The 14,887-nt window shown below is 73.5% G+C and carries 13 protein-coding genes; all 13 read right to left on the reverse strand.

The features are described from left to right. Window positions 1-90: 90 nt before the first annotated feature. Window positions 91-1,329 carry a cytochrome P450 family protein gene (locus AVL59_RS26195; protein WP_067308891.1) on the reverse strand — a complete coding sequence of 413 codons (1,239 nt, stop codon included), beginning with the start codon at window positions 1,327-1,329 and terminating at the stop codon, window positions 91-93. 13 nt (window positions 1,330-1,342) lie between these two features. Next, window positions 1,343-3,169 (reverse strand): asparagine synthase (glutamine-hydrolyzing), encoded by a 1,827-nt coding sequence (gene asnB, locus AVL59_RS26200; protein ID WP_067308893.1) that lies wholly within the window; start codon window positions 3,167-3,169, stop codon window positions 1,343-1,345. 16 nt (window positions 3,170-3,185) lie between these two features. Beyond that, the gene (locus tag AVL59_RS26205; RefSeq protein ID WP_067308896.1) at window positions 3,186-4,592 is read right to left on the reverse strand and encodes an MFS transporter; all 1,407 of its coding nucleotides are present in this window, start codon (window positions 4,590-4,592) and stop codon (window positions 3,186-3,188) included. After that, the gene (locus tag AVL59_RS53065) at window positions 4,540-5,451 is read right to left on the reverse strand and encodes an ABC transporter ATP-binding protein (RefSeq protein ID WP_079146994.1); all 912 of its coding nucleotides are present in this window, start codon (window positions 5,449-5,451) and stop codon (window positions 4,540-4,542) included. Before AVL59_RS53065 ends, AVL59_RS26205 begins: the two co-directional genes overlap by 53 nt. Further along, window positions 5,448-6,518 (reverse strand): FecCD family ABC transporter permease, encoded by a 1,071-nt coding sequence (locus tag AVL59_RS26215; RefSeq protein WP_067308899.1) that lies wholly within the window; start codon window positions 6,516-6,518, stop codon window positions 5,448-5,450. Before AVL59_RS26215 ends, AVL59_RS53065 begins: the two co-directional genes overlap by 4 nt. A 2-nt stretch (window positions 6,519-6,520) precedes the next feature. Further along, window positions 6,521-7,597, reverse strand: a complete 1,077-nt coding sequence (locus AVL59_RS26220) for an ABC transporter substrate-binding protein (RefSeq protein WP_208870453.1) — start codon at window positions 7,595-7,597, stop codon at window positions 6,521-6,523. Between the two features lie 138 nt (window positions 7,598-7,735). Continuing rightward, entirely contained in the window at window positions 7,736-8,392 is a 657-nt protein-coding gene (locus tag AVL59_RS26225) for a sigma-70 family RNA polymerase sigma factor (RefSeq protein ID WP_067308901.1), read from the reverse strand. A gap of 285 nt (window positions 8,393-8,677) precedes the next feature. Continuing rightward, on the reverse strand, window positions 8,678-9,343 hold the full coding sequence (locus tag AVL59_RS26230) for a hypothetical protein (RefSeq protein ID WP_067317778.1): 666 nt from the start codon (window positions 9,341-9,343) through the stop codon (window positions 8,678-8,680). 168 nt (window positions 9,344-9,511) lie between these two features. Next, entirely contained in the window at window positions 9,512-10,033 is a 522-nt protein-coding gene (locus tag AVL59_RS26235; RefSeq protein ID WP_067308904.1) for a copper chaperone PCu(A)C, read from the reverse strand. Continuing rightward, window positions 10,030-12,303: a heavy metal translocating P-type ATPase gene (locus tag AVL59_RS26240; RefSeq protein ID WP_067308907.1), complete on the reverse strand. Its 2,274-nt coding sequence runs from the start codon at window positions 12,301-12,303 to the stop codon at window positions 10,030-10,032. The genes AVL59_RS26235 and AVL59_RS26240 overlap by 4 nt, the downstream gene beginning before the upstream one ends. After that, a complete protein-coding gene (locus AVL59_RS26245) occupies window positions 12,303-12,542 on the reverse strand; it encodes a hypothetical protein (protein WP_067308910.1) in 240 nt (79 codons plus the stop codon). Before AVL59_RS26245 ends, AVL59_RS26240 begins: the two co-directional genes overlap by 1 nt. 152 nt (window positions 12,543-12,694) lie before the next feature. Beyond that, window positions 12,695-13,348 carry a ScbR family autoregulator-binding transcription factor gene (locus AVL59_RS26250; RefSeq protein ID WP_067308913.1) on the reverse strand — a complete coding sequence of 218 codons (654 nt, stop codon included), beginning with the start codon at window positions 13,346-13,348 and terminating at the stop codon, window positions 12,695-12,697. Between the two features lie 277 nt (window positions 13,349-13,625). After that, window positions 13,626-14,864: a cytochrome P450 family protein gene (locus tag AVL59_RS26255; protein WP_067308916.1), complete on the reverse strand. Its 1,239-nt coding sequence runs from the start codon at window positions 14,862-14,864 to the stop codon at window positions 13,626-13,628. Window positions 14,865-14,887: the final 23 nt, after the last annotated feature.

A 14,887-nucleotide genomic window follows, 5' to 3' on the forward strand; every position in this document is an offset into this window, starting at 1 on the left:
ATGGGGCGGCCAGGCGCTGTCGGTCGGTGCGGGCGGGAAGCCGGGGCCGGGCCCGGAGACGGGCCGGGCCCGGTCAGCGGGACGTGTCGGTCACAGCCGTCGGTCGTAGCCGGCCGGCAGTTGGTTCGTGCCACGGCCGAGGACGGCCGGGATCCACGCGATGTCCTCGTCCGCGACGGCCAGATGGAGACCGGGCAGCCTGGTGAGGAGGGTGCCCAGGGCGATCTGGAGTTCGGCACGGGCGAGCGCGGCGCCGGGGCAGAAGTGGATGCCGTGGCCGAAGGCGAGGTGGGGGTTCGGGGTGCGGTCGAGGTCGAGGGTGTCGGGGTCGGGGAAGCGTTCCGGGTCACGGTTGGCTGCGCACAGGGAGACGATCACCGAGTCTCCGGCCGGGATCCCGGTGCCGTGCAGATCGCTGTCCTTGTCGAAGAACCGCCAGGTCGTCAGCTCGAAGGCGCTGTCGTAGCGAAAGAGTTCCTCCACCGCGCGGGGCAGCAGGCCCGGCTCCTCGCGCAGTCGGGCCAGCTGCTCCGGGTTGCGGAACAGGGCGATCAGGGCCGTGGTGATCTGATTCGTCACCGGCTCCTGTCCGGCAACCAGCAGCTGGAAGATCATCGAGTCCAGCTCCTCCTGCGACAGTTCGCCACGGTCGCGGGCCACGACCAGGCGGCCGAGCAGGTCGTCGTCCCCGTGGTCCCGCTTGTGCGCGACGACGTCCGCGATGTAGCTCTGCAGGCCGTGGAGCCGGGCCTCGTACAGCGGGCGGCCGGGATCGGTGGGGCCGACCGGCTGGACGACCTTGCCCCAGTCCCGGTCGAAGCGAGCCGCCAACTCCTGTGGCAGACCGATGACTTCGGCGAGGACCAGGAAGGGGAAGCGGGCGGCGAAGCCTGCCACGAGGTCGGCGGGGCCGCTCTCGGGGAGCGCGTCGACGACGGCGTCGGCCAGTTCCTGGAACCGGGGCCGGAGCCGTTCGACGCGGCGCGGGGTGAACGCGTCGGTGACGAAGCGCCGCATCCGGGTGTGGACCGGCGGGTCCTGGTGGAGGAGGTGGGCCTGGAGCTGGGAGTGCTGCGGCTCGGGCATGATCGAGGCCCGGGCCCGCCACCGGTCGTTGCCCCGGTCGTGGTTCTTGCCGAGGCGGTCGTCGTTCAGCGCCGCGTGCGCGGCGTCGTAGCCGGTGACCAGCCAGGCCTGTACGCCGCTCGGGAAGAGGACACGGTGGACCGGACCGGCCTCGCGCATCCGCTCGTACAGAGGGTACGGGTCGGCCTTGTAGGGGCAGCCCGTCAACGGGACCGGGTCGGGCAGGGGTTCCAGGGTGGTCATGCGCGGGTGCTCCTCACAGAGCGAGTTCGGGACGGTGGTGGTCCAGCCACAGGGCGAGGTCGACGACGCGTTCCAGGCGCAGCCGGTGACCCCACTCCAGCCGGTCGGGCGGGGTGTCGAGGCAGGGCTTGATGCGGGTCTCGTCGGCCAGGGCGCGGACCTGCTCGACGGACAGGGCGTCGCGTGCCAGCTGCTGGAGGCCGCGGTTGTAGTCGGGGTGGTGGGTGGCCGGGTAGTGGTTCTTGGGGCGGTACAGCACCGAGTGCGGCGCGAGGCCCGCTCCCGCGGCGCGCAGCAGGCTCTTCTCCCGGCCGTCGTGGCTCTTGAGGGCCCAGGGCGCGGAGAAGGCGTACTCGACGAGCCGGTGGTCGCAGTACGGCACCCGCACCTCGAGTCCCTGGGCCATGCTCAACCGGTCCTTGCGGTGCAGGAGCTGGCGCAGCCAGCGGGTCAGGGACAGGTGTTGGAGCTCACGCTGCCGGTGTTCGACGGGACTCTCGCCGTCCAGGTGGGGTACGGCGGCGAGGGCGGTGCGATAGGTGTCGTCGCGGAACTCGCCGATGCGCAGGTCGAGTTCGGGGTTGAGCGGCATCGCGGCCTCGTCGCCCGTCACCAGCAGCCAGGGGAAGGTGGCGGCGGCGAGCGCCCTGGGGCTGTGGAACCAGGGGTAGCCGCCGAAGACCTCGTCGGCGGCCTCGCCGGACAGGGCGACGGTCGAATGCTGCCGGATCTCGCCGAAGAGCAGGTAGAGGGAGGTGTCCATGTCGCCGACGCCGATGGGCGAGTCCCGGGCGGCGACGACGGCCTTGCGGTGCTCGGGGTCGAGGAGGGCGCGCGGATCGAGGACGACCGTGCTGTGGTCGGTGCCGATGAAGGCACCGGCCTCGATGGCGTACGGGGTGTCGTGGCCGGTGCGCAGGACGTCGCCGGTGAACCGCTCGGCCTGGTCGCTGTAGTCGACGGCGTAGCTGCGCATGCGGGCTTGCGGTCCCTCGCGCAGGCGGAGTTCGTCCGCGAGCAGGGCGGTCAGGACGGTGGAGTCGAGGCCGCCGGACAACAGGGCGCACAGCGGGACGTCGGCCTCCAGCTGGCTGCGCGCTGCCGAGCCGACCAGGTCATGGATCCGCTCCACGGTCGTGTCCCGGTCGTCCGTGTGGGGCACGGCCTCCAGCTGCCAGTAGCGGCGCTCGCGGAGGCCGTCCCGGTCCAGGACGAGCAGTCCGCCGGGCTCGACCTCCCGTACGCCGGACCACAGCGTCGGCCCGGTGTTGAACAGCAGGCTGTACGCCTCCCGCAGGCCGTCGGCGTCCACCCGGGGCCGTATCTCCGGGTGGGCGAACAGCGCCTTCGGCTCGGAGGCGAAGGCGAGGCCGCCGTCGACGGGCGCCCAGAACAGGGGTTTGACGCCGAGCCGGTCCCGGACCAGCAGCAGCCGCTGCTCGCGTTCGTCCCAGACGGCGAAGGCGAACATGCCCTCCAGGTGCTCGGCCACGGCCTCGCCCCATTCGGCGTACGCGCGCAGCACCACTTCGGTGTCGCTGCGGGTGCGGAAGACATGTCCCCGGCCGCGCAACTCGGCGCGCAGCCGGTGGTGGTTGTAGACCTCGCCGCTGTAGGCGAGCACGAGGGCCGGCTCGTCGGGCCGGTCGGTCATGGGCTGGGTGCCGCCTTCGAGGTCGATGACGGCCAGTCGGCGGTGGCCGATCGCGGCGTGCTCGCCGAGCCAGCGGCCCCCCGCGTCGGGGCCGCGCGGGGCGAGGGTGGCGGTCATGGCCTCGATGACCGGGGTCTGGGTGCGGGCGTCGCCGTGGAAGGACGCCCAGCCGGTGATTCCGCACATGGGATCGGCTCCTGGGTCAGGGAGAGACGGGGTCGGTGGGCTGATCGGGGACTGTGGTCTTCGCGGGGCCGGCGGCGGTCCGGCGGCCGGACAGTGCGAGCAGGGGTACGGCGAGACAGGCGGCGCCCGCGGCCAGGCACAGCCCGGCCCGCACCCCGCCGAGGGCCCAGGCGGCGGTGGCCAGCGCGGGGCCGAGCGTGAAGCCGAGACTGCGGGCGAGCTGCACCGTGGAACCGACGGTGGCCGTCCGGTCAGGCGGCGCCGCGCCCATGACCAGGGCCTGGGCCGGTCCGCCGTGCAGGCCCATGCCGAGGCCGGCCAGTGCCAGCCGCCAGGCCACCTGCGCCGGCGACCAGCCGTCGCCGAGGGACACGAGCAGCAGCAGACCGGCCGCGGTGACGGCGGCTCCGGAGACCGCCGTCGGCCGGGCACCGCAGGAGTCGGCCAGGCGCCCGCCGAGCGGCCCGGCCAGGCCCATGGCGAGCGGGAAGGCGAGGACGGTGAGGCCGGTCGTCGTGGCGCTGACATGTTCGTCGCGTTGCAGGTGCAAGGCGACGACGTAGTGCATCGCGGCGAATCCGGCCGCGAGCGCCAGCACGGCGGCGTGCGCCCCGAGCAGCCCCGAGGTCCGCAGCACGCCGGCCACCGGGCGGCCGCCCGGGCCGCGCAGCCACCACCACAGCGGCGCCGCGGCGGCGACCGCGAGCACCAGCCACGCCGGGCCGTCCGCCGCCGAGGTCAGCGACAGCAGCAGCACGGCCACACCGCACGCGACCAGCAGCGCGTCCCATGACGACCGCCGGTCGGGCGGGCGCAGCGCCCCGTCCCGCGGCATCGCCCACCACGCCACCACGAACGCGAGCACGCAGAACGGGAGCTTGACCAGGAACACGGAGTGCCAGCCGAAACGATCCAGCAGCAGTCCCCCCAGGGCCGGCCCGGTGACCGCGCCGAGCGGCCCCAAGGTGGCGGGAACACTCATCGCCCGTCCGCGCATCCGCGGCCGTACCGAACGGATCGCGAGGACCGGCATCAGCACGAACAGCGCGGCGGCGAAGACGCCCTGTGCCAGCCGGGCGGCGATCAGCCAGGCCGCCCAGGGCGCGAGGGCGGCGAGCGCGCTGCACAGGCCGAAGCCCGCGGTCGCGGCGAGCACGGCCGGACGCATCCCCACGCCGTCCAGCCACCGACCGGCAGGCAACAGCAGTGCCACCACCGGGAGTTGGTAGCCCAGCACGGCCCACTGCGCAGTGGTCGCGGACACCCGCAGGCCGTCGGCGATGTCCGCGAGGGCCACGTTGACGATGTTCATGTCGAGCATCGCCACGAACGACAGCAGGCCCGCCAGCCCCACCAGCGTCCAGTGGTCCTCACCGCCGGGTATGTCGCCGGGCCGTTCCGAGCCGGGCCCCTGGTGTGTCACCCTTCCGCCCCTCGTCGTGGTGGACGGGCCGCCGGTCGGCGGCCCCGTCCCACAAGTCGGGAGGAGAGGCCGGTGAGTTCCCGGCCGGTGCCGGATCCCGGTGGTCGAAGGCGATCAGCGGGTCCCCGGTGAGGGGGTGGTCGACCACGGCCGCCCGTACGCCGAAGACCTCGGCCATCAGCGCCGGGGTGAGGACGTCGCGGGGCGGGCCGGAGGCGACCACGGCCCCTGCGTGCAGCACATGGACCCGGTCGCACACGGAGGCGGCCGCGTTGAGGTCGTGCAGCGACACCAGGGTCGTACGCCGCTGGGCGCGCAGCAGGGCCAGCAGCTCGACCTGGTGGCGGATGTCGAGATGGTTGGTCGGCTCGTCCAGCACCAGCACGTCCGGGTCCTGGGCGAACGCGCGGGCCAGCAGCACCCGTTGGCGTTCGCCGCCCGACAGGGCCGTGAAGCGGCGCCCGGCGTGCTCCGCCATGCCGACGTCGGCCAGCGCCCGCGCGACGGTGTCCCGGTCGGCGGCGTCCTCCCCGGCGAAGGCCCGCTTGTAGGGCGTACGGCCCATGGCGACGACTTCGCGCACGCTCAGCTCGAAGTCGCTGTCACGCTCCTGCGGCAGGGCCGCCACGTGCCGCGCCGACTGGACGGGGGTCAGCTCGCGCAGATCGGTGCCCGCGAGCAGCACGCGTCCGGCGGTCGGTCTCAGGTGCCGGTAGACGGTGCGCAGGAGCGTCGACTTGCCGCTGCCGTTCGGACCGACCAGGCCCGTGATCTCGCCCTGCTCGGCGATGAGCCGGGCTCCGGCCACGACCGTGCGGCCCGCGTAGGCGACGTGCAGGTCCTCGATGTCGATCCTCAACGTCCGCTCCCCAGGCGCCGGTCCAGCAGATACAGCAGGGCGGGAGCCCCGAGCAGCGAGGTCACCACGCCGACCGGCAGCTCCTGGGTGTCCATGGCGGTACGGCAGACGATGTCGACCACCACCAGCAGCAGGGCGCCGCACAGCGCGGAGACGGGCAGCAGCCGGCGGTGGTCGCCGCCGACGAGCAGACGGCACACGTGCGGCACCATCAGCGCGACGAAGGCGATCGCGCCGGAGACCGCGACCAGAACGCCGGTCAGGACGCTGGTCACCGTGAACAGCTCGCGGCGCAGCCTGCCGACGTCGATGCCGAGCCCGGCGGCCGTCTCGTCGCCCATCAGCAGGGCGTTCAGCCCCCGGGCGCGTGCCTGCAGCCACAGCAGCGCCGCCGGTACGGTCACCGCCGGTACGGCGAGCAGTTGCCAGTTCGCCCCGCCGAGGCTGCCCATCAGCCAGAACAGGACGCTGTGCGTCTGCTGCTCGTCCCCGGCCCGGAGCACCAGGTAGCTGGTGAAGCCGGACAGGAACTGGCCGATCGCCACCCCGGCAAGGACCAGCCTGAGCGGCGCGAAACCGCCGCCGCGCCGGGCCACCGCCCACACCAGGGCGAAGGTGGCCAGCGCTCCGGCGAAGGCCGCGCCGGACAGGCCGAGGCCCAGGGTGCCGCCCGCGCCGATGCCGAGCACCAGTGCGGCGACCGCGCCGAGGGAGGCGCCGTTGGAGATGCCGAGCAGGTAGGGGTCTGCGAGCGGGTTGCGCACCAGGGCCTGCACGGCGGTGCCGACCAGGCCGAGGCCCGCGCCGACGAGTGCCGCGAGCAGGGCGCGGGGGACGCGCAGTTGCCACACGATGAGGTCGTCGGTACCCGGTCGTGGCGCCTGGCCGGAGAGCCGGCGTCCCACCACGCTCCACACCTCGGCGGGCGGGATGGAGGTCGAGCCCCAGGCGACGGCGGCGGTCAGAGCGGCCACCAGGGCCACGGCCAGGACCAGCGCGAGCGGCACCACGGGAAGAGTCCGCGCCCCTGCCGTCGTACGGCGGGACGCGGTCGGCGTGGTCAGCACCGTCAGCCGACCTTCCCCGGGTGGAGGGTCTTGGCGATCGCCTCGACCGTGTCGGCGTTCTCCACCCCCGCGATGGTGGTCCGCTCCGAGCCGACGCGCACGAAGTGGCCCTCCCTGACCGCCTTCAGGCCTTTGGTGGCCGGGTTGGACTTGAGCCAGTTCTCCGCTTCGTCGAAGGCCTTGCGGTTCGCCGCGTCGCTGCCCCGGTCGCGCACCCCGAGCTGGATCCAGTCCGGGTTCTTGGCGATCACGTCCTCCCAGCCGACCTGCTTGAAGTCGCCGTCGCAGTCGGCGAAGACGTTGCGGGCCCCGGCGAGGCCGATCACGGCGTTGGCGATCTGCCGGTTGCAGGTGACGGTGGGCTGCTTGGTCCCGGCGTCGTAGTCGAAGAAGAAGTACGACGGCCGCGCGCTGTCGGGCGTGCCACCGACCGCCTTGCGGACGGCGGCCACCTTCTTCTCCATCCCGGCGACGATGTCCTTCGCCCTGGCGCTCGTCCCGGTGACCGCGCCGAGCGAGGTGATGTCGGCCTCGACCGCGGACAGATCGGTGACCGGGCCCTTGCCCTGCGCCGCGCAGGCGGTGGACTTGAGGTAGACGTGCTTGATCCCGGCCGCTTTGAACTCCTCCTCGGTCGGCGCGTCGCCCATGCCCGAGCCGCCCATGGCACCCATGGCGGCGAAGGTGTCGAGGTACAGATCGGCACCGGAGCCGAGGAGTTTCTCCTTGGGGATCACGCTCCGGCCGAGGACCTCGGTCTTCTGTGCCTGTGCGTCGAGGCCGGCGGGCAGCGTGCCCTTGCCGGGCGGGAAGCCGGTGCCGATCACCCGGTCCCCCGCGCCGAGGCGGAGGAGCAGTTCGAGACCGGAGGCGTTGCTGGTGACGATCTTCTTCGGAGCGGTGGAGAACGTCGTCTTCGCTCCCGTGCAGTCGGACACCGTCACCGGATAGGAACCGGAGCCGGCACGATCGGCCTGCCCGTCGCTCTCGTCCGCCGTGCCGTTCCCGCCGCCGCAGCCCGCCGCCAGCAGGCCGCCCAGCACGAGGGCCGCGGTACCGCCCCACCCACGAAAACGCATCGAAAGTCTCCCGGTTCCACTCGGTACGCGGGTGAACGTCCGTCACCCGGTCCAGTAGTCGGGGCGGACCCGCCGTCAGTTCCCGCCCGGTCGGCGCGAGGGTGCCGGGCTCTTCTGCCGGGCACCCTCGCCGTCGGCTCAGGCCGCCACGACGGCGGGCACGCCCTCCTCCGCCGCCCCGGGGGCGCGGGAGGTGCCCCCGTCGGCCAGCAGATCCATCAGGGTGGCGCGGGCGCGCGCGACCCGGGAGCGGACCGTGCCGACCGGACAGCCGCTCGCCGCGGCCGCCTCCGCGTACGGCAGGCCGGCCAGCTGGGTGAGGACGAACGCCTCGCGGCGCTCGTCGGGCAGCGCGGCCAGCAGGTCGAGGAGGGCTATGCCCTCGTCGAAGCCCGGCAGGTCGCGCGGCTGGGCCAGTTCCACGGCCACCTGCCAGTCGGGGACGTCGGACAGCCGGGGCCGGGCTGCGGCGTACCGGTAGCTGTCGATGACGGCCCGCCGCGCGATGGACAGCAGCCAGGCACGCGCCGAGGAACGGCCCTCGAAACGGTGCAGGCTGCCGAGCGCGCGCAGGAACGTGTCCTGGGCCAGGTCGTCCACGGCCTGAGGGTCGGCGCACAGATGGGCGACAAAGCGCTGCACGTCGCGGTGCAGCGCGCGCACGAAGTGCTCCACCGCGTGGGCGTCGCCGCCCCGGGCGGCCAGGGCCCACGCGGTGATCGACTCGTCGGTCGACACCGGTCGGTCGCAGGGGGCGCCGTGTTCGCGCGAGGTGGGCAGGGCAGGAGTGATCACCTGGTGTCCTTCTCGGTCATCCGGGATCCGGGCCGCGGGCACGGTCGAGCGCCGGCGGTCCGGTGAGAGGGGAGTCGGCCCTACGGCGCTCACGCGCGCGTACGTCGTGTGCGTACGTCGTGTGCGTACGGCTGGTGCGTACGGCTGGTGCGTACGTCCAGTCCGTACGGCCAGTGCGTACGTGCAGCCCGTACGGCTGGTGCGTACGTTCCATCCGTACGGCGGGTGTGCGGGCGTACGGCCGAGGCCCGAGGCGCACAGGGCGCCCCGGGGTACCGGCTGTCGTCAGGCGACAGCGACCCCTGCGGGCGGACCCCGCGAGATGATCGAGTGAACGAGGAGGAGAAGCCGTGGCGCCCGGTGCGAGCGCCGGCGGCGAAGCCGCGGACACGGGCGGACCGGTGTGACGGGCAGGGCGAGCAGCAGCCGCAGCGGCGCCGCCAGCCAGGCGGCGACAGCCCGCAGGATGCGGAACGCCGCCCTCTCGCCGCACGCGAGCCACAGGCCGCACAACACCGCGGCGAGCAGGTGCGCGGCGAACATGCCGAACGACGAGGAGCCGCCGCCCATCGAGTGCCCCATGTGCGCCATCTGGCCCATGTGGCCCGTATGACTCATGCCACCCATGTTCATGGTGCCCATGTCCATGGAATCCATCGGCATCGAGCCCATGGCCGTGGAGACCGGGCCGCCGGAGGCCGACTGGGCGAGCGAGAACGCCTCGTGCAGCGCTGTCTGGGCGACGACCACGACCGTCACGATCAGGGGCAGGCCGCGCTCCCGGCCCGCCAGCGACCAGCCGGCGGCACCGGTCACGGCCACGCCGGCGGCCAGCGCCCACCAGGGCACGTGCCGACCGGACATCATGACGTGGCCCAGGGCAGCGAGCAGCACGCATACGGCCGCGAACACCGCGGCCCGTACCGTGCGAGAACACCACCCTGCAGTCATGGCGCCCCATCTTCGCATCCGGGCCTTCGTCGTCATGCCTCGGTACGGGCATTCCCCCTCCCCTCGACTCAACCAACGCCATGTGATCCAGAACACAGCAACTGGCGGGAACCGATGACAGGTTGGCGCCGACCTCTGTCCCGGAGCCGGTTGTGCCTGCCGTCGTGCTCAGCCGGCCGTCGCGCTCGGACGGATCACCACCGCGAGCACCTCGACCGCCCCGCCGCGCTCGAAGTGCAGGGTGAACGGCACGAGGTCGCCGGCCCGCCAGCGGGCGCCGGCACGCAGGTTCACGTCCAGGCCGTGCGGTGCCATGGTCAGCACACGGCCCGCCAGGACGACGGCGGAGTCCACGTCCGTCTTGGCTGCGGCTCCCGAGCCGGTGCCGCGGTGCCGGCTGAGCGTGACCTCGCCGTCGGCGCGGGAAGAGGTGACCCGCACCAGCCGGTCGTTCGCGCCGCCCGCGTTGGTGATGTCGAAGAACGCGGCCGTCTCCGTGCTGTCGCCGTACGGCAGCAGGACCCGCGCGTTCGAGACGGTGATCCGGGCCGGACTGCCCGCTCGTCCGGCGCCGGTCCAGGCCGTCAGGCCGCCCAGGGCGAGGACGCACGCGGCGACGGGCGCGAGGGCGGCGAGGAAGGCGTCGGCCAGCCGGCGCGGGGTGGGGTGCCAGGGGCTGCGCTCGCTCATCGGACGCGCCTCCCCGCGGTCGACGGCTGCCAGCTGCGCAGCCGCAGGCTGTTGCCGACCACGAGCAGCGAGCTGACCGACATGGCCGCCGCGGCGACCATCGGGGTGAGCAGACCCACCAGCGCGAGCGGCACGGTCACCAGGTTGTACCCGAACGCCCACGCCAGGTTGGCCCGGATCGTGGCCAGGGTGCGCCGGGCAAGACGAACAGCGTCGGCGAGAGCCTCGATGTCGCCGCGCACCAGCGTCACGTCGGCGGCCCCGATGGCCGCGTCCGTGCCGCCGCCCATGGCGATGCCGAGGTCGGCGCCGGCCAGCGCGGCGGCGTCGTTCACACCGTCGCCGATGACCGCGACCCGGTGGCCGCGCCGCTGGAGGTCTCCCACCAGAGCGGCCTTGTCCTCGGGCGTGCAGCGGGCGTGCACCTCGTCGATGCCCAGCTCCGCGGCGACCGCCCGTGCGGGTGCCTCGCGGTCGCCGGTGGCGAGCACCGGCCGCACACCCAGGCGCCGCAGCCGGTCGACGGCCCGGTAGGCCCCGGGGCGTACGACGTCGCCGACCTCGATCAGGGCCTCGGCCGCGCCGTCGACCCGGACCAGGACCGGCGTGTGCGCGGCCGCCTCCGCCACGGGCAGGGCGTCGGCCAGCGCCCCGGGCAGTTCGTCGTCGGGGGCGAGGACTTCGACCAGGCGGCCCTCGACCCGCCCCCGCACTCCCCGGCCCGGCTGTGCTTGGAAGTCGTGCACGGCGGGCAGCGGCTGCCCCGGGTGGGCGGCGATCGCCCGGCCGAGGGGATGCTCGGAGCCCTGCTCGACCGCCCCGGCCAGCCGCAGCACCGCGTCCTTCCCGAGCCCGCCGGGCAGGGCGGTGACCCGGGTGACACTCATGTGGCCCGAGGTGAGAGTGCCGGTCTTGTCCAGCACGACGGTGTCGAGGTGCCTGAGTCCCTCCAGGGCCTGCGGACCACTGACGAGAACGCCCAGTTGGGCCCCTCGGCCGGTGGCGGCCAGCAGTGCCGTCGGGGTCGCCAGACCCAGCGCACACGGGCATGCCACCACCAGGACGGCCACGCCGGCCGTGACGGCCGCCTGTGCGTCGGCGCCGGCGCCGAGCCAGAACCCGAGCGTGGTGACGGCCAGCGCCAGCACGACCGGTACGAAGACACCCGCGACCGAGTCGGCCAGCCGCTGCGCCCTCGCCTTGCCCGCCTGCGCCTCGGTCACCAGCCGGGTGATCCGGGCGAGCCGGGTGTCCGCTCCCACGGCCGTGGCCCGTACGCGCAGCAGTCCGCCGGCGTTGACGGCCCCGCCGGGCACCGTGTCGCCGGGCCCGGCCTCGACCGGCTCGCTCTCCCCCGTGACCAGGGACAGATCCACCGCCGACCTGCCCTCCACCACCTCGCCGTCGGTGGCGACCCGCTCTCCGGGCCGCACGACGAAGACCTGACCCACCGCCAAGTTCTCGATGCGCACGAGGCGTTCGCGATCACCGTCGCGTACCGTCACCTCCTTGAGGGTGAGTTCGGCCAGCGACCGCAGCGCGTCCCCGGTCCCGCGCCGAGCCCGTGCCTCCAGGAACCGGCCCGCCAGCACGAACAGCGGTACGCCGACGGCCGCTTCGAGATAGAGGTGCGCGGGCCCTTCGGAGGCGGCGGGCAGCAGGGTGAACGGCATCCGCATTCCCGGACCCCCGGCGCCGCCCAGGAACAGCGCGTAGGCCGACCAGGCGAAGGAGGCCAGCACGCCGAGCGAGACGAGGGTGTCCATGGTCGCGGCCGAGTGCCGCAGCCCGCGAGCCGCGCGCGTGTGGAAGGGCCAGGCACCCCACACGGCGACCGGGGCCGCGAGGGCGAAGCACAGCCACTGCCAGTCACGGAACTGCAGGGCGGGCACCATCGACAGCACCAGCACGGGCGCCGCGAGCAGCGTGGTGACCAGCAGCCGGTCCCGCTCCCCCCGTGTCTCCCCGGCCGCTTCGGTTTCCTTCCGCCGCGCCTGCCCGGCCGCTTCGCCGCCCTCCCGCGCCCGCTCCTCGGGCGGCTGGGAGATCGCGGCCGTGTACCCGGCCTTCTCCACGGTGGCGACGAGCTCTTCGGGGCTGATGCCCGGCGGGTGGCTCACCCGGGCCCGACCGGTGGCCAGATTGACGACCGCCGTGACCCCGTCCAGCCTGCCGAGCTTCTTCTCGACCCGCTGCACGCAGGCCGCGCAGGTCATGCCGCCCACGGTCAGGTCGGTGGTCACCAGGGCGACATCGGCTTCCGTGCCCATCAGTGGCTTCCCCCGTGCATGTCCCCCATGTCGTCGGTGCCCGAGCCGTCGCCGCCGCGGCCGGTACCGGTGCCGGTGCCGTGCATGCCGGGGGCGACGGGTCCCGCCGCGGCGCCGACGGCGTACGACAGCGTGAACAGCAGGGCCAGCAGCAGAAGGAACCCGCACAGGGCGGGCGGGGGCACCGCTCGACGCAGGACCGCACCCGCGCCGGAGGGATTCTGCCGGGACTCGTCCATCAAGCGCTTCTCCAGATCACGTCGTACGGCTCCCCGGGTCGGGGCCGTGGCGCTTCAGGAGTCGGGCCGTCGACGGGCCGGGTTCCGGAACACGGGTATGGCGCGCGTCACGCGGGGTGTCATCGGGTCGACGTGCCGTCGGAGCGAGGCTGTCACAGGCCGGCGAGACTGCTCTCGGGATCCCGGTCGCCGAGGGCTTCGCCCTCGATGGCGCCGGGATCACGTCCGGGTACGGACGACAGACGCGGCAGCAGACAGGCCCAGAACTCCACCATGCGTTCCTTAGAGAGCCAGTCGCGGTCCCGGCTGCCGAGCGCCTCGAAGCCGACCGTGGCGGCCACCACGGCGACGGCCACCCCCTCGGGCGAGACACCGTCCGTCAGCTCCCCCGTCCGCTGCGCCTGGCCGACCACATCGCGCACCCAGTCGTGCCACCAGTCCAGCACCGCGGCCCCGCCGTCGCGGGAAAGGTCACCGCTGAGAGCGAATCCGGCACGCACGACCGGATCGGTCGCGAACGTGACCACGAGACGGCGGATGGCGGCCACCAGCACTTCGAGCGCGCTGCCGCCCGCACTCCGGCAGCACTCGGCCAGTTCCTCGACCCGGCGCGCCGCCACGGTCTCGATCTCGCCCGCCAGGGCGTCCTTGCTGGGGAAGTGGAAGTGCAGGGCGCCGGCGCTCACCCCGGCCCGTTTGCTGATCGCGGGCAGGGAGGCGCGGGCGTATCCGTCGTGGGCGAAGGCCTCCGCCGCCGCGAGGACGAGGGCCTGCCGTGTGCGAGCCGCCCGGACCTGCTTCACCATGACGCTCTCCTCCTGGACCTGCGCGGATGCGGATCCGGATCCCTCAGACCCCGGATAACCGCACGTTCAGTATGTTTATGAGGCTTCGGCGCGGCAAGACCTGACGGGACGCCGGTGCAAAAACACCGAGGGGCGGCACTTGGGAACTACCAAACCGCGTGCCTGGTTTGGGTGACTCGTGAGCGAGGGACCGTGTACGGCGATGTGAACGCCGGGGAACGCGGAAGTCCGCGGCCCTCGGCGGGCAGCGGACTTCCGGCGGCACCGTGACCCGCGCTCAGGACGCGGACGGACGCAGCACCACGGGCAGCGACCGGTACCCGTTCAGCATGAAGGTCGGAAGCGGCGCCAACTCCTCGGGCGCGCAGGCCAGTCGCGCGTCCGGGAACAGCTCGAAGAGCCGGGAGAGGGCGGAGGCGGCCTCGATCTCGCCGAGCGGTGCGCCGAGGCAGCGGTGCGGTCCGTGGCCGAAGCCGAGGACGTCGCGGTCGGCCGTGCGCAGCAGGTCGAAGCGGTCCGCGTCCGGCCCGTGCCGGTCGGTCTCGTGGCCGCCCGCCGCGAAGTTGACGAGAATGCAGTCGCCCTTGCGGATCCGCACCCCGTCCAGGTCGATGTCCTCCACCGCGAACCGCATCGGCGCGTACGCGCCGGGCGTGTGCATCCGCATGGTCTCGGCTATCACGTCCGGCCAGCCGGCCCGGCCCTCGCGCACGTGGGCCAGTTGCTCGGGGTGGGTCAGCAGGGCGCCGGCCGCGTTGGTGATGAGGGTGGCGGTGGTGTCCTGGCCGGCGGCGATGAACATGAAGAGCGAGCCGAGCAGTTCGTCCTCGCTGAGCCGGTCGCCGTGGTCGCGGGCCGCGATCAGCGAACTGGTCAGGTCGTCGCCCGGCCGCTCCCGCTTGGCCTTCACCAGGGTCGCGAGCCGCCCGAAGGCCTCCAGCCGTGCGGCCTCCATCTCCTGGGCGGGGACGGTGGAGCTGAACACCGTGCTCAGCGCCGCGGACAGGGCGTCCGTCTCGGCTCCGTGGGGCACACCGAACAGCTCGCAGATGACCCGCAGCGGCAGCACCTCCGCGTACGCGGTGCGCAGGTCGACCTGTGTGCCGGGAGCGAGGGCGGCGAATCTGCCCAGCAGCTCGGCCGACAGCTCCTCCACCCGGGGACGCAGCGCCTCGGAGCGCCGCGCCGTGAACGCCCCGGCCACCAGCCGGCGCAGCCTGGTGTGATGCTCGCCGTAGGCGAACAGCATGTTCTCGTTGGCCACCCACGGGTAGAGCGGCCACTCCTCTGTGATCTTTCCCTCGATGAACGCGGGCCAGTGCAGACGGGCGCTGCGCGAGACACGGGGGTCGGTCAGCAGCCGCTCCACGTATTTCTGCTGTACGACGGCCCAGGCGAGTACCCCTCCGGGCAGCTCCACCGGGACCGCGGGACCTTGGGCACGCAGCGTCGCTGCCTCCCCCATGTGGTCCTGGCCCATCAGGTCCAAGGCGTACGGGCAGGCGGTGTTTTCCATCGGTGTGCTCCCTGGGTCGGTCC

The organism is Streptomyces griseochromogenes (assembly GCF_001542625.1).
GTDB lineage: Bacteria > Actinomycetota > Actinomycetes > Streptomycetales > Streptomycetaceae > Streptomyces > Streptomyces griseochromogenes.